This is a genomic window from Campylobacter rectus (assembly GCF_004803795.1).
GTDB classification, from domain to species: Bacteria; Campylobacterota; Campylobacteria; order Campylobacterales; family Campylobacteraceae; genus Campylobacter_A; species Campylobacter_A rectus.
In genome coordinates this window covers 1,694,468-1,717,883 of record NZ_CP012543.1, presented here as the reverse complement: position 1 = coordinate 1,717,883, position 23,416 = coordinate 1,694,468, and the positions used below count along the sequence as shown (strand labels likewise).

General features: G+C 46.1%; 17 protein-coding genes and 1 pseudogene. 14 read left to right on the top strand and 4 right to left on the bottom strand.

Translation table 11 applies throughout. The features are described from left to right. Positions 1-56 precede the first annotated feature (56 nt). Positions 57-353, bottom strand: coding sequence for a hypothetical protein (locus tag CRECT_RS08190; RefSeq protein ID WP_157752382.1), 297 nt, complete (start codon positions 351-353; stop codon positions 57-59). 287 nt (positions 354-640) lie between these two features. Between CRECT_RS08190 and CRECT_RS08185 the strand changes: the two are divergent. After that, positions 641-1,450, top strand: a pseudogene (locus tag CRECT_RS08185) (IS1595 family transposase). 386 nt (positions 1,451-1,836) lie between these two features. Here the strand turns inward: CRECT_RS08185 and CRECT_RS08180 are convergent. The 3 genes from CRECT_RS08180 to CRECT_RS08170 all read right to left on the bottom strand — a co-directional run bounded on the left by CRECT_RS08180 (position 1,837) and on the right by CRECT_RS08170 (position 6,893). Continuing rightward, positions 1,837-3,600, bottom strand: a complete 1,764-nt coding sequence (locus CRECT_RS08180) for an ABC transporter ATP-binding protein (RefSeq protein ID WP_004319629.1) — start codon at positions 3,598-3,600, stop codon at positions 1,837-1,839. 2 nt (positions 3,601-3,602) lie between these two features. After that, positions 3,603-5,339 (bottom strand): ABC transporter ATP-binding protein, encoded by a 1,737-nt coding sequence (locus CRECT_RS08175; protein WP_004319587.1) that lies wholly within the window; start codon positions 5,337-5,339, stop codon positions 3,603-3,605. A gap of 447 nt (positions 5,340-5,786) precedes the next feature. After that, a complete protein-coding gene (locus CRECT_RS08170; protein WP_004319534.1) occupies positions 5,787-6,893 on the bottom strand; it encodes an FtsW/RodA/SpoVE family cell cycle protein in 1,107 nt (368 codons plus the stop codon). Positions 6,894-6,945: 52 nt separating this feature from the next. On the opposite strand from CRECT_RS08170, the gene CRECT_RS08165 reads away from it, so the two are divergent. From CRECT_RS08165 to mnmC, 13 genes are all read left to right on the top strand, one after another. Further along, positions 6,946-7,962, top strand: a complete 1,017-nt coding sequence (locus tag CRECT_RS08165; RefSeq protein WP_039888177.1) for an RluA family pseudouridine synthase — start codon at positions 6,946-6,948, stop codon at positions 7,960-7,962. Further along, positions 7,892-9,109 (top strand): fibronectin type III domain-containing protein, encoded by a 1,218-nt coding sequence (locus tag CRECT_RS08160; protein ID WP_227932253.1) that lies wholly within the window; start codon positions 7,892-7,894, stop codon positions 9,107-9,109. Before CRECT_RS08165 ends, CRECT_RS08160 begins: the two co-directional genes overlap by 71 nt. Next, entirely contained in the window at positions 9,109-10,287 is a 1,179-nt protein-coding gene (trmB, locus tag CRECT_RS08155; protein ID WP_004319602.1) for a tRNA (guanosine(46)-N7)-methyltransferase TrmB, read from the top strand. The genes CRECT_RS08160 and trmB overlap by 1 nt, the downstream gene beginning before the upstream one ends. Beyond that, positions 10,271-10,942 carry a cell division ATP-binding protein FtsE gene (locus CRECT_RS08150; protein WP_004319642.1) on the top strand — a complete coding sequence of 224 codons (672 nt, stop codon included), beginning with the start codon at positions 10,271-10,273 and terminating at the stop codon, positions 10,940-10,942. Before trmB ends, CRECT_RS08150 begins: the two co-directional genes overlap by 17 nt. Next, the gene (locus CRECT_RS08145; protein WP_004319542.1) at positions 10,929-11,738 is read left to right on the top strand and encodes a cell division protein FtsX; all 810 of its coding nucleotides are present in this window, start codon (positions 10,929-10,931) and stop codon (positions 11,736-11,738) included. Before CRECT_RS08150 ends, CRECT_RS08145 begins: the two co-directional genes overlap by 14 nt. After that, positions 11,735-12,985, top strand: coding sequence for a murein hydrolase activator EnvC family protein (locus tag CRECT_RS08140; RefSeq protein ID WP_004319612.1), 1,251 nt, complete (start codon positions 11,735-11,737; stop codon positions 12,983-12,985). Before CRECT_RS08145 ends, CRECT_RS08140 begins: the two co-directional genes overlap by 4 nt. A gap of 71 nt (positions 12,986-13,056) precedes the next feature. After that, on the top strand, positions 13,057-13,776 hold the full coding sequence (pyrH, locus tag CRECT_RS08135) for a UMP kinase (RefSeq protein ID WP_004319625.1): 720 nt from the start codon (positions 13,057-13,059) through the stop codon (positions 13,774-13,776). A 14-nt stretch (positions 13,777-13,790) separates the two neighbouring features. Further along, positions 13,791-14,009 (top strand): DNA-directed RNA polymerase subunit omega, encoded by a 219-nt coding sequence (locus CRECT_RS08130; RefSeq protein ID WP_004319634.1) that lies wholly within the window; start codon positions 13,791-13,793, stop codon positions 14,007-14,009. Then, positions 13,993-16,194, top strand: coding sequence for a RelA/SpoT family protein (locus CRECT_RS08125; protein ID WP_004319613.1), 2,202 nt, complete (start codon positions 13,993-13,995; stop codon positions 16,192-16,194). Before CRECT_RS08130 ends, CRECT_RS08125 begins: the two co-directional genes overlap by 17 nt. 33 nt (positions 16,195-16,227) lie before the next feature. Continuing rightward, positions 16,228-17,412, top strand: a complete 1,185-nt coding sequence (tyrS, locus tag CRECT_RS08120) for a tyrosine--tRNA ligase (protein WP_039888190.1) — start codon at positions 16,228-16,230, stop codon at positions 17,410-17,412. Further along, on the top strand, positions 17,412-18,503 hold the full coding sequence (locus CRECT_RS08115; RefSeq protein WP_004319566.1) for a nitronate monooxygenase: 1,092 nt from the start codon (positions 17,412-17,414) through the stop codon (positions 18,501-18,503). The genes tyrS and CRECT_RS08115 overlap by 1 nt, the downstream gene beginning before the upstream one ends. Then, a complete protein-coding gene (locus CRECT_RS08110; protein ID WP_004319544.1) occupies positions 18,487-20,322 on the top strand; it encodes an N-acetylmuramoyl-L-alanine amidase in 1,836 nt (611 codons plus the stop codon). Before CRECT_RS08115 ends, CRECT_RS08110 begins: the two co-directional genes overlap by 17 nt. Continuing rightward, positions 20,319-22,940: a bifunctional tRNA (5-methylaminomethyl-2-thiouridine)(34)-methyltransferase MnmC2/FAD-dependent 5-carboxymethylaminomethyl-2-thiouridine(34) oxidoreductase MnmC1 gene (gene mnmC, locus CRECT_RS12695; protein ID WP_004319605.1), complete on the top strand. Its 2,622-nt coding sequence runs from the start codon at positions 20,319-20,321 to the stop codon at positions 22,938-22,940. Before CRECT_RS08110 ends, mnmC begins: the two co-directional genes overlap by 4 nt. Positions 22,941-23,416 lie beyond the last annotated feature (476 nt).

Genomic DNA, 23,416 nt, shown 5'->3' with positions numbered 1-23,416 from the left:
TAAGATAAAAATCGGCTGAAATTTGCGTAAACTAACACAAATTTCAGCTGCAAAGATTATTTCAAGTGTACGCCCACGCTGTTTCTGACAATTTCTTCCAGCTCTTCTATCCGCTTTGAGTCGTGCGGATGAACAAATTCGTAGCTCTTGATGCGAAATACCGCATCGTCCTCGTCTCCGTCTAGGTAGTATTGGACAAAACAGTAGTAACCGTGATCCGAAAAATAAGATGTCTCAATGAAGCACAAGTATTCTTCTGCTTCTTCGTTAAGCTCTATTTTTTCCAGCGTTTCATCGCTATTCTCCCACATCCAAATGTCGTTTGGCAGCTTAAGCAAATGCGTGTTAAGCATATCTTGCGCCGCAACTTGAAAGTACTCACCACAAAAAACGATACTGCAGTTCTTAAAAAAATCTGCGTATTTAGCCATAGGCTCTCCTTTTTTAAAAGATATGAGAACAGTGTATCGAATCGAGAAAATAGATGCAAGCAAAAATGGCCTGCGCATGAGAAAAATCGTTAATTTTTTATAATAATTTAGGCTCTCTTTAACTTAAGCTCACACAAAGGAGCAGTAAGTTACGATGAGAGCTATGTTCTTGAAAAGTAACGAGCGTAGCGAAGTTAAAAAACAGGTATATAGTCCGTTCAAGAATTTCTGAAGCTAAATTTAGAGAAATTCTAAAGTACTTCACGGAGGATATAGAAGCATCAAAGATATAGAATTTAACTAAAATTTCAGAAGCAACCCTATGTAAAATCTTTAGAGAAATGAGAATTCTTACGTCTAAAGAGTGTGAAAAGATATCTAAGTTTTCAGGCGAGATAGAGATTGATGAAAGTTACTTCGGATCTAAAAGAGTAAGAGGTAAGAGAGGTAGAGGTGCAGCAAATAAAACTCCAGTGTTCGGTATGTTAAAGCGTGACGGCAAGGTCTATACTTAGATAGTTAAAAACTGTTCTGCAAAATGAACTGATACCTATACTATCGCAATTTAGCGAATTAGACGAGAGCGTTATTTATTCTGATTGCTGGAAAGCTTATGACGGATTGGTTGATTACGGAGCCAAAGCCCACTACAGAGTGAAGCACTCTAAAAATGAATTCGCTAATGGTAAAAATCATATAAACGGTATAGAAAACTTTCGGCTACGACTTACGTTGCTACTGTAAGCAGAGTGGGGGATATGCTAAACACAGATTATCTAAATTTAAAGGGATCTTCTCAAGCGTAGGGCGGTAGCGATCTTAGGAAAGCTAAGAAAAGAGAATTTCTTGCTACGCCTAAAGGAATGCGTTTTGCTCTACTTCACTGTATTCGTAGCTTTTCAAGACGCAGCTACGAGCTAGAGTTTAGGCACGATACCAAAACTACACAGGAAAACTTATATCAAAATCTCTTAAAATTAATAAGAGGTCTTGCAAGTAGCAACGCAAGTCGTAGCTAAAGTCTGCTTGGCAATTGAATCTTCAAACGATACGGCATATCGGCGACGATCTCTTTACCCTAAACAAGGCTCTCTTTAGGCGCGACGAATTTATGTTTATTTATCAAACGCCCGATCGGTGCCCCGAAAGATGCGTCGGTTTAGGCGGCACGAGGCCGCGATTGATATTAGAGCGAATATGTTGCCGCAAAGATGCGTTAAAAAGGCTTGCTTTTGGGTGCGGACGTTGCGAAATTTGCGCGAAGTTCGGGCTTTGGGCGAGATTAAATTTTTAAGGCGTTATCGTTATTTTCGGGCGCATTTGTCCGCGCGCCAAATTTTCTCTAAAACCATTATGCGAACTATGCACCCGCGAACTATCCTTACTAAAATAACGGCTTTTTACGCTATTTATCTTTTATTTTCCAAATTTTAGCATTTTGCTGCGCTCGCCACATCTCGTAATATTTCCCGCGAGCCTCTAGCAGCTCTTCGTGAGTGCCGCGCTCTACGATCTCTCCCGCGTCGAAGACTAAAATTTGATCTGCGCTAGCGACGGTAGAGAGGCGGTGAGCGATCACGACGACGGTTTTATTTTTGGTTAGCTCGCTCACGGCTTTTTGCACGGCTAACTCGCTGGTCGTATCCAGCGCCGCGGTAGGCTCGTCCAGGATCGCTATCGGAGCATTTTTTAGGATCGCTCTGGCGATGGAGATTCTTTGTTTCTCGCCGCCGCTTAGATTTGCGCCGATCTCGCCGACGCGAGTATCTAGTCCCTGTGGCAATCTAGCGATAAATTCGCCGCAGTTTGCCGCCTCGGCCGCCTCCAGTATCCGCTCGTGCGAAGCCTTCGCGTCTGCTGTTTTGATATTGTTTTTTACCGTATCGTCAAAAAGATAAACGTCTTGAAATACGATGCTTAGGCATTTTAAAAGTTCTTCTTGTGGGATATTTTTCAAATTTACTCCGCCTATTTTTATGCAGCCTTCCTGCGGATCGGCGTAGCGCATCAAAAGCCTCGCCGCCGTGCTTTTGCCGCTGCCGCTAGACCCCACGATAGCGTTTAGGGTGCCGGGCTTTATCTCAAAGCTCACATTTTTTAGCGCGAGATCGTTTTGTCCGTCATAGGCGAAATTTACGCCGCTAAATTCAACGTTAAATTCGTTCGGGACGCCACGAGGCTCGCTGGATTTTAGATCCTTCGCATGTAAAAGCTTATTTACGTGTTTAAAAGCGACGTCCATAAGATCAAACACCGACGATGCCGCCAACAGCAAAGAAAACGGCTCGAGCAGGCTTGAAAGCGCTATTAAGGCGGCGCAAAGGGCGGCTAGGGAGATTTGTCCGTGTAAATTTAAATACGCTCCGATGCTTAAGCAAACGCACATAAGAACCGTCACTACCGAGTTAAAAGCCAAAGTAGGGGCCGCAGATAGTGCGAGGGATTTTAGCTGGATTTGGCGCACGCGCTCTATTTGTTCGTTTAAATTTTTAGCGTTTTGCCCGACTTTATCGAGCGATTTTAAAACGCCTATTCCTTGGACGTATTCGATGATTTGCGATTCAAGCTCGGCGTTAGCTGCGGCAAATTCGCTCCTTTCTTCGACGGCGAGCTTGCGCCTGAGCCTATAAATAGGCGCCGCCAGAGGTAACGTAAAAAGCATAATAGCGGCCAAAACGGGACTGGCGAAAAAGCTCGCGATAATAACGATAAAGCCGATAATAACGGGCTGTAAAAACATCGTCGGCGCCATATTCATAAACATCACCGACTCGTCTACGCTAGCGGTAAATACCGCGCTTAGTTCGCCTGTTTTATACTTATGCACGCTTTGAAGAGGCACGGACATCAGCTTGTTTCCCAGTTTTTTTCTAAGCTCGTAGCCGACTTTTATAAAAGTATCGCCGTGATCGTAATACGAGCCTTTAAATTTAAACGCGCAAAAACAAACGCAAAATATCCCCATTAAAGCTAGGCTAAGATACGCTCCGTCGCTATTTCCCGCTGTTATGGAAGCTAGCAGAGGATAAAAACAAACCAAAAACGCCCCCTCGAAAACGGCCGCTAAAATCGAGCAAAACAGGCTTTTTAGATACTCTTTTTTATATTTGCCCGCGATTTTTACGATGATTTTAAAAAGTTCGCGAATGGAAGTAAAATTACTTTGCATTTTTATCTCCTTACATTCCAAATTTGCGTCTGCTCAAAGTCGCGCCATAGCTTCGCGTAAGCTCCTTCTAGCGAGATAAGCTCATCGTGAGTGCCGCTTTCTACGATCTCGCCGTTAGCGAAAACTAAAATTCGGTCAGCGTTTTTTATAGTCGAAAGACGGTGCGCTACGACGATGACGGTCTTGTTTTTTATCAAATTCGAAACGGCTTTTACGATTTGCTCTTCGCTTTGCGGATCAACAAACGCCGTCGGCTCGTCCAGGATTATTATCGGCGCGTCTTTTAGTATCGCCCTTGCTATCGCGATGCGCTGTTTTTGTCCTCCGCTTAGTTTCGCTCCTCGCTCGCCGACTATCTCGTCGTAGCCTTTAGGCAGACTTTCTATAAACTCGTGGATATTGGCCGCCTTAGCCGCCGCTATGACCTCTTCTTTGTCGGCGTTAGGCTTTGCTTTCGCGATATTTTCATATATGCTTTCGTTAAATAAAAACGTATCTTGAAAGACGAAAGATATCAAATTCGTTAAATTTCGCGGCGCGATCTCTTTTACATTTACGCCCCCGATCAAAATCTCGCCCTCGCTAACGTCGTAATATCTGGCCAGCAGCATCGCGGCGGTGCTTTTACCCGCTCCGCTAGCGCCCACCAGCGCCGTTACGCTGCCCGCGCCGGCTTTAAAATTTACGTTTTTTAGAGCCGGCTCGCTAGCATTGGGGTATTTAAAATTTACATTTTTAAACTCTACGTCGCTTGAGGCGGGCTCTTTTGGCGAAGGGCAAACGGGAAGCGCAGGGATGCTTAAAAAGCTTAAAATACTTTCCGCCGATATTTTCGATTTCATTATGAAATTTCTAAGCATCATAACGGGCATAAAGCAGCCCACCAGCGCCGTTCCCGTCAGCATCGCGCCCGTAAGATCGCCTAAATTTAACGAGCCGTTTAGATAAAATATCGCGGCAAAAACGCCGAGGGCGAGATAAGTCGGCACGGGCGAGAGCGCCGCAAAGCCGAGCCGCGAAGGCACGGACGAGAAGCTTAGCCACTCGCGTAGGCCGTCGGCGTAATCCCGCAAAGCGTCGTCGTATCTTTTGAAAGTATTTTCGCCGCTGTTAAAAGTGCGCACGACGGACATAGCTTGGACGAATTCGATTATCGAGGCATTTATTTTGGCTTGATTGTTGTTGTAACGTTCTTGGTATTTTGCGTTGTCTTTAAAAGCGAAACTTATCGTGACGACGCCCAAAAGAAACATCGCCGAAGCTACCAAAAAGAGCCGCCAGTCAAACCACGCCAGAGCCGCGAAAGACGCGATGGGCGCGACCGATACGGAACCGATGCTAGGCGTTGTATCCGCAACATAAGCGTGCAGGTTCTTGACGTCGTCGAGCATTATCTTTTTTATTTTGCCTGTGCCTAAATTTAGCGTTTCTCCGTAAGGAATCGCCGCAACGTTAGCCGAAATCCGCATACGCAAAATTTGCTCTAGCTTAAACGCCGCTTTATGCGAGACGCCCAGGCTTATCGTCCGCAAAAGCATCTCTGTAAAGACGAACGCAAATGCCGCGCCTAAAAAAGTAAAATTCATTTCGTCTCGCGACAAAGCTTCGATCGCAAGCGCGAACGCGATGAACGCCGAGACCTTGCAAAGCGCGCCGAGGCCGGACAAAACGACGGCTAGCTTGATCTTGCCCGCTACGGGACTCATGATCTCGTTTAAAGCATTTTTGCCTTTTCTCATAAAACTTCCTTAAAATTTTATTCGTATATCGGCGATCTTGATATCCGTTATTAAGAATTATAGCGAAATTTTTAGTTTATGTTTATCCGGAGTTTTGTTTTTTATCTATTTTTTAATAGAACCTAGCCACCGAATTTAAAAAGAAAATATGTCAAAAGACGCAAACAAAACCGAGCTAACGCGAGAGATAACGCAATCCTCTAAAAAAGATTTAAAGACAAAAGCGCCTGCGCTAGGCTTTTTGTTTCGCCGAAAATAATCTCAAATTTATTCAAATTTTAATCAAAGCCACAAATTTTCCCTGCGCTCCGCTTGAATAAAAATCAAAATTTGCCGCTTTGGCTTTTGTAAAACCGTCTCAAATTTCGCTCCGAGCCTAGCTAAATTTGCGTAAAATTTAGGGCAAAACTTAAGCGGTCGAATTTGAAAAGCGAGCCCCGAAACTCGCTAAATTTTAAATTTGACCAGCCTATACATCGGATCGAAGCGAAAAGTGAGTAGATTTTGCAATATCCCAAACAGGCTCATAAAGGTCACAAAGCTGCTGCCGCCGTAGCTGTAAAAGGGCAGCGGGATGCCCACCACGGGTGCAAAGCCGATCGTCATCATGATATTTATACTCACGTAAATAAAAATAAGTATCCCGATCCCCGACGCCATCGTTTGCGTAAAATAATCATCCTTTAGCCCGTAGTTTAGGCTAAGCAAATGAGCTATCAGCGCGCCGTAAAAGCCAAGTAGTGCGAGTCCTCCGTAAAATCCGTATCGCTCGATCGTGTATGCGAAAATAAAATCGCTAGTTGAAATCGGCAAAAATTTAAAATGCGTCTGCGTCGCCTCGTCTTTTGGCTTACCCTTTAGTCCGCCGCTGCCGATAGCTATGATGCTCTGGCGCACGTGGTAGTTGGACTCCTCGCTTAAAAAATCGGTAATGCGCTTTTTTTGATAATCGTGCAAATTTTCGTATATCACGGGCGCAGAGAGCAAAACCCCGGCAAATATCACGACCCAAATTTTTTTATTTACTCCGATGATAAAAAGCACGGCGTAGCCGACGATGAGCAGTATCAGCGCGGTGCCCAGATCGGGCTCTTTTAAAATCAGCACGAAAGGCAAAAGGATATAAAAACTAAGGCGTAAAAAGTCCTTGAGGCCGTAGCCGTTTTCTTCGGGCGGGCGCTGTTTGATGAGGTAGCCTAGCATCAGTAGGAGTGCTGGTTTCATGATCTCTGAGGGCTGAAGCGTAAAGTGGATAAAAGGAAACTCGAGCCATCTTTTCGCGCCCAGTTTGCTCACGCCGAACAAATCGACGCTGATAAGCAAGACGATGCAAATCCAGTAAAATAGCGGTATGAGCCAGGAGATCTTGCGAATAGGAAGTAAAAAGAAAAATAAAAACGCCGCTAAACCGACACCAAAATAGACAAGCTGCTTGCCGGCTAGGATAGAATTTGCCTCAGAAACCAAAATGTATGATAAAATAATAATAGGAAGTATCAAAAACGGCTGAACGAAGTCAAAATGGGTTAAAATTCGCCTATCGAGTCTTATCAAATTTTTGCCTTTTTTGGGCGATTATAGCATTTTAAAGGAAACAAATCTAAAAATGACGGAAAAAGAGATCAAAATTTGCGAGAGCGCGCAGGCTAGGGCTGACGCGTTTTTGGCGGCCGAGCTAAACGTCGCTAGAAACCAAGCGCTAAATTTGATAAAAAGCGGACTGGTTAGCCTAAACGGCAAGCCGCTAACTAAGCCATCGGCGAAGCTAAATTTAGGCGATGTTTTGAGGATCAAATTTGAGCAAAGCGAGCAAAACGCGGCTAAATTTGAAGCGGAATTTGAAGTACCGATCATTTACGAGGACGAGGATTTGCTCGTGCTAAATAAACCGGCAAATTTAGTCGTCCATCCCGCTCCTAGCGTCAAGGAGCCCACGCTTGTGGACTGGCTCGGGGCAAAGGGGTTTTTGCTGTCAAATTTAAGCGGGCAAAGCAGAGCGGGCATCGTGCACAGGCTGGATAAAGGCACTAGCGGAGCTATCGTCGTAGCTAAAAATAACGCCGCTCACGCCGCGCTTTCAAGCCAGCTAAGCGATAAAAGCATGGGGCGCATTTATCTGGCGCTAACCGATCTGCCGCTCAAGCAAAACTGCACCGTCTGGCGAGCTATCGGACGAAACCCCGCTAACCGCCTAAAAAAGGCGATCGTCCCAGACGGCCGCGCGGCAAAAAGTGCCTTTGCGAATCTGCTTTTTAGCGAATTTGACGGCCCTGCGCAGAGCAAAAACGCGGGCGTAAATTTGATCGCGGCAAAGCTTTTTACGGGTAGAACTCATCAGATAAGAGTGCATCTAGCTAGCCTAAACCGCCATATTTTGGGCGATGCTTTATACGGTTTTAAGAGCGAAAAGGATAAAATCGCCCGAGTAATGCTTCACGCCTACGGGCTGTATTTCACGCATCCGCGCACGGGCGGGCAAATGAGTTTCGTCGCGCCTATCCGAGATGATTTTAGTGAAATTTTACTGAGTAAATTTAGCAAGGAGAATATAGATGAAAAGATTGATTTCATGGGGCTTAGCGAGCTCTTTAGTCATTGTGATGAGTGGATGCGTATCATCTAGCGCGCCAACGCAAATAAATGCAAATTTGCCGACTATTCAAAATCTAAAAACCATCAGCGATATGACCGAAGTGGGCTTTGAGTGGACGCCTACTCCGACCTCAAACGTCGCGGGCTACTATCTGTACCGCTCAAATCCAAACGAAAACAACGGCAAGATGAAAGTTGTAGCCGATATAAAAGACCGCTTTGCCAGCCACTACGTGGATGCAAATTTAGCTCCCGAGACGACTTATTCGTACGAGATGAGAACATATAGCGAAAACAAGCAAATCTCGGATGTAGGCGTCGTTATCAGCGCTACGACCAAGCCGCTTATAGACTCCGTGCCTTTCGTTAGAGCGCTCACGAATTTACCCGAGCGCGTAAAGCTCATCTGGAGACCGCATCCGGACCTTCGCGTGGCGTCATATCTCGTCGAAAAAGCCGACATAAGTAAAGAAAACTGGCGGCAAATAGCCGAGATAAAAGGTAGATTAAATGCCGAATTTATCGATAATGACGTGAAATCGGGCAGAAGCTATAAGTATAGGGTTTTCGTTAAAACCAATAACGGCACCGTCTCAAAACCCAGCCAGATCATAGACTCCACGACGAAGCAACTCCCAAGCGAGGTAATAAACGCCCAAGCCACCAAAAATGCGCCTAAAAAGATCATTTTAACGTGGGACAGCGTGGCTAGCGATGATTTTGGCTACTATAAAATTTACAGCACTTCGAATAAATTTTTACCATACACTTATCTGATTAAAACCACTTCAAATAGCTACGAGGATCTCATAAACGAAAACGGTGCGACCAGATACTACAAAATCACTATCGTCGATAAGGACGGCTTGGAGTCTAAAAAGCCCGGCGAGCCCGTCGTCGGGATGACGCTTGCGGCTATCGAGGCGCCCGTTATCTCGTCTATCGTGGGCGATAGCACGGCGGTTAAGCTAACTTGGGATGCATCCGAAAAGGCGCAAAGCTTTACCGTGATAAGAGAAGGCGGCGGAAGCGAGCAGAAATTTACAAATATAACCGGCAATGAATTTGTCGATAATAGCGTTGCTTACGGGCAAAAATATAGCTACAAGGTGATCGCCGTCGATGAATACGGCATAAACTCCGACGCCTCTGCTAAAGCCGAGATCGCTATCGAATAATGCCCAATTTCATAGCTAAAAAAGTAAATTTTACGCCGAAAGAGTGCGGCGAGATAAGCTTTTTGTGGGAGGCTCGCGGTAGGCAGGGCGTTAGCCTTATTTATACCAAAAGCTCTAGCGAGGAGTTTTTTATCACGCTAAAAAAGCGCGAAGAGGACTGGGTCGTAAAGGGCGAGAAGCTAACGAAGCCCGCTAAAATAGGGCTTTTGCAAAATGCTTTGGTTAAATTTAAAGAGCTTTATTGCGAGCAAATTTTAAGCGAAGCTATCGCGGTAAAAAATACGCGCCTCACGCAAAAAGACTCGGCGATCTTTGACGTAGGAGAGCTGCTGGAAAATTTAAGGCAGAGCGAATTTGAGAGCAAATTTATCGAGATCGGATTTGGTTCGGGCAGGCACTTGCTATTTCAGGCGGAAAATAACCCAAATACGCTGGTTATCGGCATCGAGGTTTATAAGCCTTCGCTCGAGCAGGTCGCAAAGCTGGCCAAAACGCGAAATCTAAATAACGTTATGCTCGTAAATTGCGATGCGAGGCTGCTTTTGTCGCTTATCGAGTCAAATTTTATAGATAAAATTTTCTTGCATTTTCCGGTGCCTTGGGACGACGCTCCTCATAGGCGCGTAGCCTCGGCGAAATTTGCTCTGGAGTGCGAGCGAACGCTAAAAGCGGGCGGTAAATTTGAGCTAAGAACCGATAGCCGCGAGTATGCGGACTTTACTTTGGCTCAAATTTTAGATCTATGCAATGCCGACGTTCAAATTTACAAAAACCGCGATCTAAAAGTAAGCAGTAAATACGAAGACCGCTGGAAAAGGCATCAAAAAGATATTTACGACGTTATCTTTACCTGCGAAAAGCAAAGCGAACCTAGAGCAGGTCAAGGCAAGCTAAAATTTGAAAACGGCTACGATGCGAGCAAGATCGCGGCTAAATTTAGCAACCAAACGATTAAAAAGGATGATTTTTTCTTGCATTTGGAGGAAAAATACGAAAAAGACGGCGGCGAAATTTTACTTCGCGCAGCGTTTGGTGCATTTAACGCGCCCGAGCACTGCTATGTTTTGCTCGGCGAAAAAGGCGCGGAATATTTTATAAAAAAGCCGCTCGTTACGGCTGAAAATTTAAAGGCGCATCTTGCGTTGAAGGAGTATTTGGCGGATGCAAAAAATAATTAGCGCAAGCGGGCTTTGTCTAGGATACGAGGGCTGCGAAAAGCTCATAACGGACGCGGAATTCGACATTTACGCCAATGATTTCGTTTTTATCACGGGGCAAAGCGGTAGCGGCAAATCGACGATTTTAAAATCATTTTACGGCGAGATAAAACCGAGCGCGGGCTCGCTAAACGTTTGCCTGACCGATATGATGAATCTAAGCGGGCAAAATCTCGATAAACTAAGGCAGCGCATCGGCGTGGTTTTTCAAAACTACCGCTTGATAAGCGAGTGGAATATCGAAAAAAACGTGATGTTACCACTGATGATAAAAGGCCTTAGCGTTAATGTTTGCAAAAATCAGGCAAATAAGCTTTTAAAGCACGTAAATTTGCTCCACAAAGCGCACAAATATCCAAACGAGCTAAGCGGCGGCGAACAGCAGCGAGCGGCGATGGCCAGGGCGCTCGCGCATAATCCGAATTTACTTCTTTGCGACGAACCGACGGGCAGCCTCGATGAATACTCAAGCGACGTCATTTGGGGGCTTTTGCGCTCGGCAAAGGAGTTTTTAGGCACCTGCATCGTAGTCGTTACGCACAGAGTGCCAAGCTCGCTTAGGGTGTCTTATAGGCATCTTACGATAGAAAACGGACGCATACATGAAATCCTTTAAAAACCATCTGGGCGTGATAATTCCGCTCGTTGCGCTACTCGTGGGCATCCAGTTTATCTTGCTGGCGGATAGGGTAGTGGGCGAATATGAAGCCGTGATGAACAAAGACTACAGCATCATCATCGTGAGTCAAAACGAGCTAAACGTTACCGACATAAGGCCGCTGGTTTATACCTTCGAATCACTGGAACCGCTTAGCTCAAAGCCTGTGCTAGAGAGGCTTGCTAAAGATATCTCATCTAAAAACATCGCCGTTTTGCAAAACGCCTTGCCTAAATTTTACTCGCTTAAGCTAAACGCCTTTCCGAGCACGCAATATATGCAAAAAATAAAGGATAGAATCTCAAAGATTAGCGGCGTAAGCAGAGTTGAGACCTTTTCAAAAACGCACGATAAAATTTATAAAATTTTGCAGCTGATTAAAAATATATCGGCGATATTTTCTGCTCTAATCGGACTAATCGGACTTATGCTCATCTCAAAACAGATGCGAATTTGGCTATATGAGCACAAAGAGCGCATCGAGATAATGACGCTGCTTGGCGCTCCGTCGTGGCTAAAATCGGGCGCGCTATACAAAACCGCATTGTTTGATTCGTTTATAGCGACCGTTGTGGTTGTAGTTTTTTACCTGATTTTGCCCGATTTGCAACCCATTAAAGACGCGGTGACCGAGCTAAATATAAATTTTCCCGCCATAGATGTGTTTTACGAGGGCGGAGTGCTATTTGGCGTTTCGCTGGCGATTAGCTTTTTTGCCGTTTATCTCGTGATGAGAAAAGCAAGGACGATATGAGAAAAATTTGGGTTTTGCTGGCTGCCGCATTTTGCCTAAACGCAAGCACGGGCGAAAAGATAAAAAATCAAACGACATATCTTGAGTCCTCAAAAGAGCTTGAAAAGCAGCTAAATAAAAAGCTGGACGACCTAGCCGGCGATATCCTTGGCGGCGAAAAAAGCGTCAATCAAACCGACGATAAGATGAAGGAGCTCATCATGCAAATAGCGCAGCTCGAAAATAGCGTCAAAAGCGCTAGCGGCGAGCTTGACGAGCTGGTAAAGCAAAATAAAGATCTCACGCAAAGTCAAAAAGATATCCAAAAAAGCATCGTGCGTATCATCTCAGACGAGTTTTCCTTCGATCTTATAATGCCAAAAGAGTATGAGGAAGGCGTAGATAGTATCATCGCGACCGAAATTTTAAGCAAGCTAAACTCGGTGCTAAAAGATGATTTTAACGAGCTTGCCAAGCAGTATGAAAGCACGCAAAATTTGATAAAAACTCAAAACGATAAGATAGAAGGCATAAAATCAAATTTAAAAACCTTTAAATTTAAGCAAGCCGAGCTCGTTTCTTTGCAGTATAAGCAGGTAAAAACTCTAGCGAATTTAAAGCGCGATAAAGAAATTTATCAAAAGCAGCTCTCGCGCCTGCAAGCTCAGCAAGACGAGATCAGAAAGACGTTAGAAGAGCTAAAAATCGTCGCAAAAAGAGAGAGCGAGGAGGCTAAAAAAGCTCTAGCCGCGCAAAAAGCCGCCAAAGCAAAAAAGCAAAAAAACAAGAAAAATCAAAAAGGCGAAGCCGTCGCAAGCGCACCTGAAGGCGACGTGAAGCAGTTTGGCTCGAGCTATCAGGCTAGCCTTGTGAAAAAATATAGCGGCGAAAAGACGATCGCGCCGTTAGATAGCTTTACCGTCAAACAAAAATTCGGCAACTACGTCGATCCCATCTACAATATCAAAATTTTTAACGAATCGGTCGTGCTAAGCTCAAATTTAGCGAGCGCAAAGGTGAAAAGCGTCTTTAGCGGCAAGGTGGTTTTCGCCAAAGAAACCGCGATGCTAAATAAAGTCGTCATCATCGAAAATCCAAACGGTATTCATACGATTTACGCGCACCTTAGCCAGATAGCGCCCACGATAAAAGTGGGCGCGAAGGTGCAAAAAGGCTACGTCATCGGGCGCGTAGAGCGCGATCTGACCTTTGAAGTAACGCAGAAAAACTACCACATAGACCCCTTAGAGCTAATCAGCCTAAAATAGTACTTACGCGCTAAGATTAGCAAAATTTAAAGCAAATTTGGCTAGAATCCGAAAATTTAAGGAGATGAAAAATGGAGAAAAAAAAGCGAATTTTGGTTAAATTTTCAGGCGAGGCGTTAGCCGGAGATAGCGGCTTTGGCATAGACAACGCAGTGCTTAAATTTATCGCAAAGCAGATCAAAGAGCTCGTCGAAAACGGCATCCAAGTGGGCATCGTTATCGGCGGAGGCAACATCATACGCGGCGTGAGCGCGGCTAGAGACGGCATCATAAAGCGCACCAGCGGCGATCATATGGGCATGCTGTCTACCGTGATAAACTCCATCGCGATGAGAGAGGCTTTAGAGAGCGTGGGTCTTGACGTGCGCGTACAAAGCGCGATAAAGATGGAAGCTATCTGTGAGACCTTCATCGTCGGACGCGCAAACAGACACCTCGAAAAAGGCCGCGTCGTGATCTTTGCCGCAGGCACGGGAAATCCATTTTTCACTACCGACACGGCGGCTACTTTGCGCGCTATCGAGATTGATTCGGATATGATAATAAAAGCTACGAAAGTAGACGGCGTTTATGACAAAGACCCGCATAAATTTGACGATGCGACGCTGCTAAAAGAGCTAAACTACGAGCTTGCGATGAGCGATGACATAAAGGTTATGGATGATACGGCTATCGCGCTAGCTAAGGACAATTCGCTCCCGATTTTGGTGTGCAATATGTTTAAAGACGGAAATTTATTAAAGATCATACAAGGCGACGAGAGCGCGTTTTGCTCTATCGTGAGAAATTAAATGAAGGAGAATAAATGAGATCTGAAGAAGTAGCGGCAAGGGCTCTAAAACTAGTCGGAGACGATAGATACAAACTCGCTTTGGCCGTAGCAAAAAGAGCCGAAGCTCTAGCCGGCGGTGCAAAAAGCCTGCTTGATATCGACGTTAGCAAGATGAAATTCGCCGATATCGCCTTGCGCGAGATAGCCGAGGGTAAAGTGGCTTTAGAGGGTATAGTTGAAGCAGCTAAATAGCGGATTTTTACTAGAACAACTAATCGATGATATAAGCGACTGCAAGGATGTCGCGCAGGCTAGAAGGTTGCTTAGCACGCTTGCAAATTTTACGCCGAATTTAGAGCGCGCCATCGAGTGCTGCGTCATCTCGCATGCGGGGCAGTTTAGAAAGAGCGGTGAGCCGTATGCTATCCATCCTATTTTGGTAGCTTGCATCGTGGCGCATATGGGCGGGGGCGAGGATATGATCGTGGCAGCCCTGCTTCACGACGTGGTCGAGGATACGGATAGGTCGATAGAGAGCGTGCGGGGAGACTTCGGCGAAGGGGTCGCAAAGCTGGTCGAGGGGCTAACTAAAATCGTAGCTATCAGAGAGGACAAGCTAGCAAGCTCGGAGTCAAACGAGCGTCTGGCAGCGTCTGCGATGACTTTTCGTAAGATGCTGCTCATCTCTATCGAGGACGTGAGAGTGCTGGTAGTGAAGCTTTGCGATAGGCTGCACAATATGCTCACCCTAAAGGCTCTGCGCCCCGAAAAGCAAAAGCGAATCGCCGAAGAGACGCTGATGGTTTATGCTCCGATAGCGCATAGACTAGGCATTTCGTCGATAAAAAACGTGCTCGAGGATCTTAGCTTTAAATACGCTTTGCCCGAGGAATATAAAAAAATAGACGATTATTTAAACGAGCATAAGCAGCAGCTCGTGCTAAAGCTAAACGCATTTACCGATAAAATTTTTCAAATTTTGCTCGAAAACGGCTTTAGCGAAAGCGATTTTGAGATACAAAAGCGCGTCAAGCATCACTACTCGATCTATCTGAAAATGCAGAGAAAGGGCATCTCGATCGAGGAAGTGCTCGATCTACTCGCCGCGCGCGTACTGGTTAAAGAGCCGCAGGATTGCTATTTGGTGCTTGGAAATTTGCATATAAATTTTAACCCTCTGATCTCTCGTTTCAAAGACTATATAGCGCTTCCTAAGCAAAACGGCTATCAAACGATACACACGACGATATTTGACAATAAAAGCATATTTGAGGTTCAAATTCGCACCTTTGATATGCACAAGACCGCAGAATACGGCGTCGCCGCACACTGGAAATACAAAAGCGGCGGTTTTTTAAACCCTAAACTCGACTGGTTAAGCGACATCAGCGGCATAGAAAACGGTATGGAGGAAGTGGGCGAAAACCCCGAGGAGCTCTACGAATACGCAAAAGACAGCCTTTATGTCGAAGACGTCGCGGTGTATTCGCCAAAGGGCGATATATTCACGCTTCCGCGAGGCGCGACGGCGCTTGATTACGCTTACGAGATACACACGCAAGTGGGACTATATGCTAAAGAAGCCTATGTAAACCGCGTGCGAGTACCTCTGCTAACGGAGCTAAAAAACGGCGACATCGTAAGTATCGTAACGGGCAATGAGCCCAAATACCGCTGCTCGTGGTTGCCCAGCGTAAAAACAGGCAAGGCTAAGGCCACGATACGCTCTTATTGCAAACAAAAAATAAGAGATATAAACAACATCGTCGCAATCGAAATTTTAAGCGGCATTTTCGCTGTGCCTTCAAAAACTATCGAGCAGTGGCTGGAGACCGAAAATTTGACTAAAAGAATTTTTAGGGCCGCATTTGACTCGGTGTATCTGCAAGACGTGGTAAACGCGCTTAAAAAATACGTAAAAAGAGACCGCCCGTTTGCTATCGCGATGACGGACAAATACAACGTCAAAAAGCAAAAATTTGAAAACATCGTGATTTACTCAAATCACAAAATAAACAGCGTCGAGTTTGATTATTGCTGCAATCCAAAGCGCGGCGACGATATCGTGGGCTTTAGAAACTACTACCACGTTACTGTCCACCACAAGCTTTGCGAGCGATTTATGAAGCTGGCCGAAGAAAAAAACGAGATGATCTTCGTCAAATGGACGCGGGTCGCTCCGCATAGATTTAAGATTATATTAAGTCTTGAAAATAGGCGCGGGTCGCTGGCGGAGTTTTTAACATATATGGCGAAAATGCAAATCGACCTCGTAACTATCAGCCTTACCGAGACCAGGGAGGCGACGGCGGATCTTTTTGAATTAACGATCGAGCTTGGCGAAAATTTGAACGTAAATGAGATAAAAGAACGGCTAAAAGACCGTTACAAGATAATAGAATTCGTATCGCTAGACGACGCGTATGGACATAATTAAGGAGAAAAGGTGAGTGTAAATTTAGACAAAATAATGAGCGATATAAAAAAGGGTGTCGCCGAGATTATAGATGAGGAGCGCGTTGCAAATTTAGTAAAAAACTATTACGAAAAGGGTGAAAATTTCTACGTTAAAGCGGGTTTTGATCCGACGGCTCCCGATTTGCACCTGGGTCACACCGTCGTGCTTCAAAAGATGGCGTTTTTGCAAAAACACGGCGCGATAGTGCAGTTTTTGATAGGCGATTTCACTGGACAAATCGGCGATCCTAGCGGCAAAAGCCAAACGCGAAAAAAGCTCGACCGAGAGACCGTGATGGCAAACGCCAAAACCTACGAAGAGCAGGTTTTTAAAATACTTGATCCGCAAAAAACCAAGCTAATGTTTAACTCGCGGTGGCTAAACGAACTGGGGGCTGCGGGCATCGTGGAGCTAGCCAGTACCTTTGCGGTGGCTAGGATGCTCGAGCGAGATGATTTTGAGAAAAGATACAAAAGCGGCGCATCGATCTCGATCAGCGAATTTTTATATCCGCTCCTTCAGGGCTACGACAGCGTCGCGATGAAGTGCGATATCGAGATGGGCGGCACCGATCAGAAATTTAACCTGCTTATGGGCAGGACCTTGCAGCGAATTTACAACGTCGGCAAAGAACAAGCCGTCATAATGATGCCGCTTTTGGAGGGGCTTGACGGCGTGAATAAAATGAGCAAGAGCCTAGGAAACTACATCGGCGTGACCGAGGGGCCAAACGAGATGTTTGCTAAAATTTTAAGCGTGAGCGATGAGCTGATGTGGCGCTGGTACGAGCTTTTGAGCGAAAAAAGCGCGGAGAAGATCGCAAATTTAAAATCGGACGTAGCTAGCGGCAAAGCTCATCCAAAAGCCGTAAAAGAAGCCCTTGCGCTTGAAATCACGACCAGATACAACGGCGAAGCGGCGGCAAAAGAGGCAAAGGCCGAATTTGACCGAGTGCATTCGCAAAATTTGATCCCCACCGAGATGGAGGAGTTTGGGCTAGCGGCTCCGGTTTGGATCGTGCACGCGCTCACTCACTGCGGCCTGTGCGCCAGCAGCTCTCAGGCGCGCCGAGATATCGCAGCAAATGCTGTGAGCCTAAATCAAGAAAAGATCGCTGACGAGCAGCTAAAGCTGGGCGTGGGCGAATATGTTTTGCAGGTAGGCAAGCGTAAATTTGCAAAACTAAAGGTGACCTGATGCAACCGGTAAAAATCGGAAAATACGAGATAAAACATCCGATAATCCAAGGCGGAATGGGGCTTGGTATCAGCTGGGACAAACTGGCCGGAAGCGTCAGCCTAGAAGGCGGTTTGGGCGTGATAAGCTCGGTGGGAACCGGATACTACGAAGGGCTAAAATATGTATCCAAAGAGCTAAACTCAAAGCCCTACGGCAGCCAAAATTTCTATTCGCGAGAGGGACTAAAGGCCGTCATCGACAACGCGCGTAAAATTTGCGGCGACAAACCGCTCGGGGTTAATATCCTATATGCCAGCAACGACTACGAGCGCATCGTAAAAGACGCCTGTGATCATGGCATAGACGTGATCATCACGGGAGCGGGACTACCTACGAATTTGCCCGAATTTACCGAAGGTTTTCCGGACGTCGCTTTGGTGCCTATCGTATCCTCGGCAAAAGCGCTAAAAATCATCTGCAAACGCTGGCAGGGGCGCTACGGCAGGCTCCCTGACGCGGTGGTGCTCGAAGGACCCCTTAGCGGCGGGCATCAGGGCTTTACCTACGAGCAGTGCATCGATCCCGCGTATAGTTTGGACAATTTAATAACGCCCGTTAGCGAAGAGATAAAGCAGTGGGGCGATTTTCCGCTCTTTGCGGCGGGCGGCATCTGGGATAAAAACGATATAGATAGAGCCGTCTTGCTTGGCGCAAACGGCGTGCAGATAGGCACTCGCTTCATCGGCACGCACGAGTGTGACGCTAGCGAGGAGTTTAAGCAGGTGCTACTAGCAGCCAAAAAAGAGGATATAGAGCTGATCAAAAGCCCCGTCGGCTATCCGGCGCGCGGCGTCAGGACAAATTTGATAAATCTGGTCGATAAACGTCAAGGTCCGAAAATCAGCTGCGTAAGCAACTGCGTGAGCCCGTGCCAGCGCGGCAAAGAGGCAAAAGAGGTGGGATACTGCATCGCGGATAGACTTTACGACGCCTTTGCCGGGCGCAAAGAGACAGGGCTGTTTTTCACGGGCGCGAACGGATACAGGCTAAACGAGATAATAAGCGTGAAAGAACTATTTGAAAAACTGATAAATGGCGAAGATAATTAGAAAAATTTTTATAATTTTATTTTTGGTTGCCGCGGCGTTTGCGAACGATAACTTTTTTGATAAATTCGACCGCGAATTTGACGGCGCAAATGGCAAAAAAAAGACGGAATTTCACCAAGAATTGCGCGTACTATATGTCAAATCCATCATGCGCAACGACAAAGAGCTAACCGCAAAGTCGCTACAGCGTTTGATAAAAAGCGCTAAAGTTTTGGGGCTTGACACGAAGTCGTATGAAAAAGAGTTAAAAAGCTTGCCGCAGCCAAAAGCCGCACCTGCACCGAAGAAAGAAAAAGAGGCGCCAAAACCTAAGCAGGCCGAGGCAAAAGAGCAAAAAGAGGCTAAACAAAAACCGGCCGAGCTAAAGCAGCTATCCGCGCCCGTAAATAAGAAAAAATCCTCCGAACAAGGCAAACTGGCCTTAGTGTCCGTGGTTAGAGGCGGGGATAGTTTGGAGCTGAAATTTAACAGACCTCTAAGCGGTAGCGATATAAATAAATTTACCTTAAATCAAAAGGGTCTATATCGAGATATATACGAATTTAAGGGTGTTTGGAGTCCGGGAACGGTTGAGAGCATAAAAGGATTTTTGGTCGATGAGGTGCGCATAAGTCAGTTTAACGCTCAAACCGTAAGGGTGGTCTTTGCGAACAAATTCGAGATAAATTTAAGGCTAAGAGCCGAGGATAAATCGCTAGTTTTTAAAAAGGCCGCACCCGCGCAGGAGCAAAAATCCGTAAAAAAGGAAAAATTAAGCTCTAAGCAAGCCGCCGCAAAAGAAAATAAGCAAAAGTCTCAAGCTGCGCCGAAGCAAAATGCGGAAAAGACGATAGATCTAAAACAAGCTTGGACGCAAGCCGGCCAAACGACCGAAAAGAAAAAGGGCGAACAAGCTAAACTAACGCCAAAACAAGAGCCCTCAAAAACCGCGACAAAACCAAAACCCAAAATAGCGCAAACGCCGCAGCAAAAACCCGCTCAGCCTCAAGCCCAAAATCAAAAGCCGACCCGACAAAAACAAGAAAAAGCTCAGGCTAAAGCGGATGCCAAAAATACTCAAAACGCCGCTAAAAAAGAGGAGCAAGAGACGCTTTTGCCGCCCGTAAAAACGGCAAGCGCTAAGAAAGTCCAAAGCGCTAAAGGTAAGGTTATCGTCCTTGACGCGGGGCACGGAGGCGACGATCCGGGCGCGATAAACGGCTCGCTAAAAGAAAAAAACATCGTGTTAAGCATCGCTCAAAAGGCGGGCAAAGAGCTCCAAGGACGCGGCTACAAGGTTTATTATACGCGTAGCAAGGATAAATTTATCAACCTTCGCGACCGCACGAAATACGCTAACGACAAGGCCGCCGATCTTTTTATCTCTATCCACGCAAATGCCGCGCCGAACAAGACAAAGGCGGCGACTATGCACGGCATCGAGACGTTTTTCCTCTCGCCGGCTCGTTCCGAGCGCAGTAAAAACGCAGCCGCGCTGGAAAACAAATCCGACATCGAGGAGATGAATTTTTTCTCCAAGCAGACCTTTTTAAATTTCTTAAATCGCGAAAAGATCATCGCTTCAAACAAGCTTGCTATCGACGTTCAGCGCGAAGTTTTGGCGCGAGCTAAGTCGGTAAGCTCAAAAGCCTCCGACGGTGGCGTTCGCGAGGCGCCCTTTTGGGTGCTGGTAGGCGCGCTGATGCCTGCGGTGCTGCTTGAGGTCGGCTACATCACTCACCCGGGCGAGGGCGAGCTCATAAATAACTCAAAATATCAAGACGCCCTAGCCAAGGGGCTCGCAAACGGCGTGGACGTTTATTTTTCAAACCAACGATGAAAAGCGCTCGAGTCGTTTTTAAAGGCGGTATCCCGTTTAGTCCCGAATTTGACGACATTTACTTTAACGCAGACGATCCCATAGGCCAGAGCGAGTATGTTTTTAGCTCCGTTTTTGATGAAATTTGGAGCAAAAAGAGCGAATTTAACGTGCTTGAGACGGGATTTGGCGCGGGGTTAAATTTCCTCTGCGCCTTTAAAAGATTTAAAAACTCGGATAAATTTTTAAATTTCGTCAGTATCGAAAAAATGCCGATCACTAAAGATGATCTAGCCAAAATTTACGCGAATTTTAGCGAGCTTGCGGACGTTTCTGGCGAGCTTTTGGACGCCTATCCTCCGCTTATTCGCGGATTTCACAGGCTAAATTTAGCCCCAAACGTTACGCTTACATTGTGCTTTGGCGACGTTGCCGAGGTTTTGGACGAGCTTAGCTTTATCGCGGACGCCGTTTTTATGGACGGCTTTGCTCCCGCTAAAAACGAAGCTATGTGGAGCGAGCGGATTTGCGGTAAAATCGCAAATTTATGCGCATTCGGTGCTAGCGTTTGCACGTATTCGGCCTCGGGCGCGCTAAAAAGAGCCCTGCAAAATAGCGGTTTTGAGGTAAATTTACTCAAAGGCTACGGCAAAAAGCGCGAGATGCTGCGGGCCAAATTTGCGAGCGGACGACAAGCCGGGAGCGAAATTTGGTTTAGTAGGTTCGACCCCGCGAGCAGGGCTGCGCCAAAGACGGCGCTAGTTATCGGCGGTGGCGTAGCGGGCTGCGTTTGCGCGTTTAAGTTGCGCGAGCGCGATTTAAAAGTCACGATCGCCGAAAAGCGCGGCGACATCGCGCTAAACGGCTCTGGAAATCACTGCGGGATTTTGATGCCGCTCATCACGAAACCAACCGTAAATTTGGGCCGCATGCATATGAACGCGTTTTTGCAGGCGGCGCGCTTTTACGGCCAAAACCTCGGCGCCCAGGAGATAGAGTTTTGCGGCGCGACTGACTACGCGTATGAGCGAAAGACGCTGGAGCGCTTTTACGAGTGGCGAGAATTTGACGCGGATAACGGCGTTTTTGAGCTAAAATTCGAGGGCGAGCCTTACGCTAGCGCGTTTATTTTTAAGGGCGCAAAAGCTCGTCCTAGAAAAATGTGCAAGGCGGCAAGCGCAGGCATAAAAACGCTTTTAAACTGCGAATTTACGGGCTTTGAGACGCTTGAGGGCGGCACGGTTAGGGCGCACTTTAAGGACGGACAAAGCATCGACGCCGACGTACTCGTGCTTGCTGTCGGTAGCGAGAGTATGGAGCTCTTTGCGGACTACGACATCAGGCTTAGCTCCGTGCGCGGCCAGGTCACGCATATCGAGCCTGCCGTCCGGACGTCTGCGCCTTTTAGCGCCAAAGGCTACGTTTGCCCGCCTGTCGATGACGTGCAGGTGATCGGCGCGACTTATGATAGAAATCTTTTTTTGGACGAGCCGCGCTCTAGCGACGACGAGAAAAATTTGGCCGACGTCGCCGAGTTTTTAGGCGGCGAATTTGCGGAAAGCGAGCGAGTAAATTTAAGCGGCGAGCAGGATCAAAATTTAACTATCGGCCCAGACGGCGACGCTAAAAACGCGGATCATTTAAAAACAAATAACAGTAGCGTAAATTTAAACGAAAACACCGATAATGTGGAAATTTTGCGCGGCGCGATCGCGGACGAAAAAATCATCCGCAAATTTAATGACGAGCCGATAGATGTCGCGTCTCTTGCGAACGGTGAAAATTCGAGCGAGATAAAAACGGTTGCGACAAGCGATAAAATTTCGCTTACGCGGGAGTTTGGCGAAATATCACCCGCCTCGTTCGCATACGAAACAAGTGTCGAAAAATGCGCTAGCTCAGAGCATCTTTTAGGCGTAAAATTTATAAACCAAATCAAAACCGTAAATAAAAATCTGCCGGATTTGGCAAAAAACGTGGGAAAAGCAGACGGTTTTAAGTCGTCAAATTTTACAAAAATAAGCCCTTTGGCAAATTTGCAAAGGCCGATGAACGCAAAGGATGCCGTTAAAATCGGTAAAGATGCGAAATTTGTCTCGGCGGGCTCGGCGGAGTTCTTAGATTCGTCAAATTTGGACAAGCGAGCCGAGTCTTTAAATTTGACAAGTTTAAAGCGGCGGACCGATCGTTTAAATTTGCTAAATTTGACTGAAAACAAAGATGCGGACTGCTCGGCACAGACGTATGATGCGCCAAATTCGGCTATGCCCGAAAATCTCTTGAACGCTGCAACCAAAACCCCGCCCAATATCCGAATAATCGGCTCAAAAGTCGGCTATCGCAGTTACAGCGGCGACCGTTTTCCGCTCATCGGACGACTTTACGACGAGGATTTTTATAAAGACGCCTACAAGTCGCTGCTTTGGACGAAAAATAGGCCAAATCCGTCTCCAAAATACGTGCCAAACGTCTATGCGAGCACCGCTCACGGCTCGCGCGGGCTTTGCACGGCGGTGCTGGGCGCCGAGCTCGTCTGCGATCTTATTTTCGACCGTCCGCTTTGCATCGAAAAATCGCTTTTTGACGAGCTTCATTTGGCAAGATTTCTCGTTAGAAAGCTCAAAAAAGGACTAAGATAGGCGGAAATTTTACGGGACGATTTGGATAAATTTGATAAAAATATCTCGTCTTTAGCTTAATTTTGCTTAAAATTTGCATAATTCCACTCTTTTTTCTGCTTTTTAAGCCATAGCGAGCATTGTTTAAAATATGGCAATTTTATATTTGCGCCGATTTGGATTTTAAATTTTATTTAATGCTCGTTAAAATAATTTTATCTAGCGAAGAGAGTTTCTAGAGTCGCTAAAAATGCTTGCCTTTTTGGCAAATTTTAGATTTTTTCGGTGCTGGAATTTATGTTTGCGCGATAAATTCCATTACGGCTAAAATTTGAAAATTTATTTTTGTGCCCAATTTTATTTATCGCCGAATTTTTAAATTTTGACGCGGTCTCTTTAAAGTTTGTTTATTTGTTAAAATTTCCGCGATATTTTTAAATTTGCCTTTGAGCCAGTTCGGTTTTAAGCTGCGCGGATCGCCGAGCCCAAAGCCTAGC

What these genes read in the sequence shown, in the direction of transcription:
- CRECT_RS08180 (WP_004319629.1), bottom strand. Translation starts at nt 3,600, where the DNA reads ATGCAAAGTAATTTTACTTCCATTCGCGAACTTTTTAAAATCATCGTA.
- CRECT_RS08145 (WP_004319542.1), top strand. Translation starts at nt 10,929, where the DNA reads ATGAAATCCTTTAAAAACCATCTGGGCGTGATAATTCCGCTCGTTGCG.
- CRECT_RS08150 (WP_004319642.1), top strand. Translation starts at nt 10,271, where the DNA reads ATGCAAAAAATAATTAGCGCAAGCGGGCTTTGTCTAGGATACGAGGGC.
- trmB (WP_004319602.1), top strand. Translation starts at nt 9,109, where the DNA reads ATGCCCAATTTCATAGCTAAAAAAGTAAATTTTACGCCGAAAGAGTGC.
- CRECT_RS08190 (WP_157752382.1), bottom strand. Translation starts at nt 353, where the DNA reads ATGCTTAACACGCATTTGCTTAAGCTGCCAAACGACATTTGGATGTGG.
- tyrS (WP_039888190.1), top strand. Translation starts at nt 16,228, where the DNA reads ATGAGCGATATAAAAAAGGGTGTCGCCGAGATTATAGATGAGGAGCGC.
- CRECT_RS08165 (WP_039888177.1), top strand. Translation starts at nt 6,946, where the DNA reads ATGACGGAAAAAGAGATCAAAATTTGCGAGAGCGCGCAGGCTAGGGCT.
- CRECT_RS08160 (WP_227932253.1), top strand. Translation starts at nt 7,892, where the DNA reads ATGAAAAGATTGATTTCATGGGGCTTAGCGAGCTCTTTAGTCATTGTG.
- pyrH (WP_004319625.1), top strand. Translation starts at nt 13,057, where the DNA reads ATGGAGAAAAAAAAGCGAATTTTGGTTAAATTTTCAGGCGAGGCGTTA.
- CRECT_RS08115 (WP_004319566.1), top strand. Translation starts at nt 17,412, where the DNA reads ATGCAACCGGTAAAAATCGGAAAATACGAGATAAAACATCCGATAATC.
- CRECT_RS08110 (WP_004319544.1), top strand. Translation starts at nt 18,487, where the DNA reads ATGGCGAAGATAATTAGAAAAATTTTTATAATTTTATTTTTGGTTGCC.
- CRECT_RS08130 (WP_004319634.1), top strand. Translation starts at nt 13,791, where the DNA reads ATGAGATCTGAAGAAGTAGCGGCAAGGGCTCTAAAACTAGTCGGAGAC.
- CRECT_RS08140 (WP_004319612.1), top strand. Translation starts at nt 11,735, where the DNA reads ATGAGAAAAATTTGGGTTTTGCTGGCTGCCGCATTTTGCCTAAACGCA.
- mnmC (WP_004319605.1), top strand. Translation starts at nt 20,319, where the DNA reads ATGAAAAGCGCTCGAGTCGTTTTTAAAGGCGGTATCCCGTTTAGTCCC.
- CRECT_RS08175 (WP_004319587.1), bottom strand. Translation starts at nt 5,339, where the DNA reads ATGAGAAAAGGCAAAAATGCTTTAAACGAGATCATGAGTCCCGTAGCG.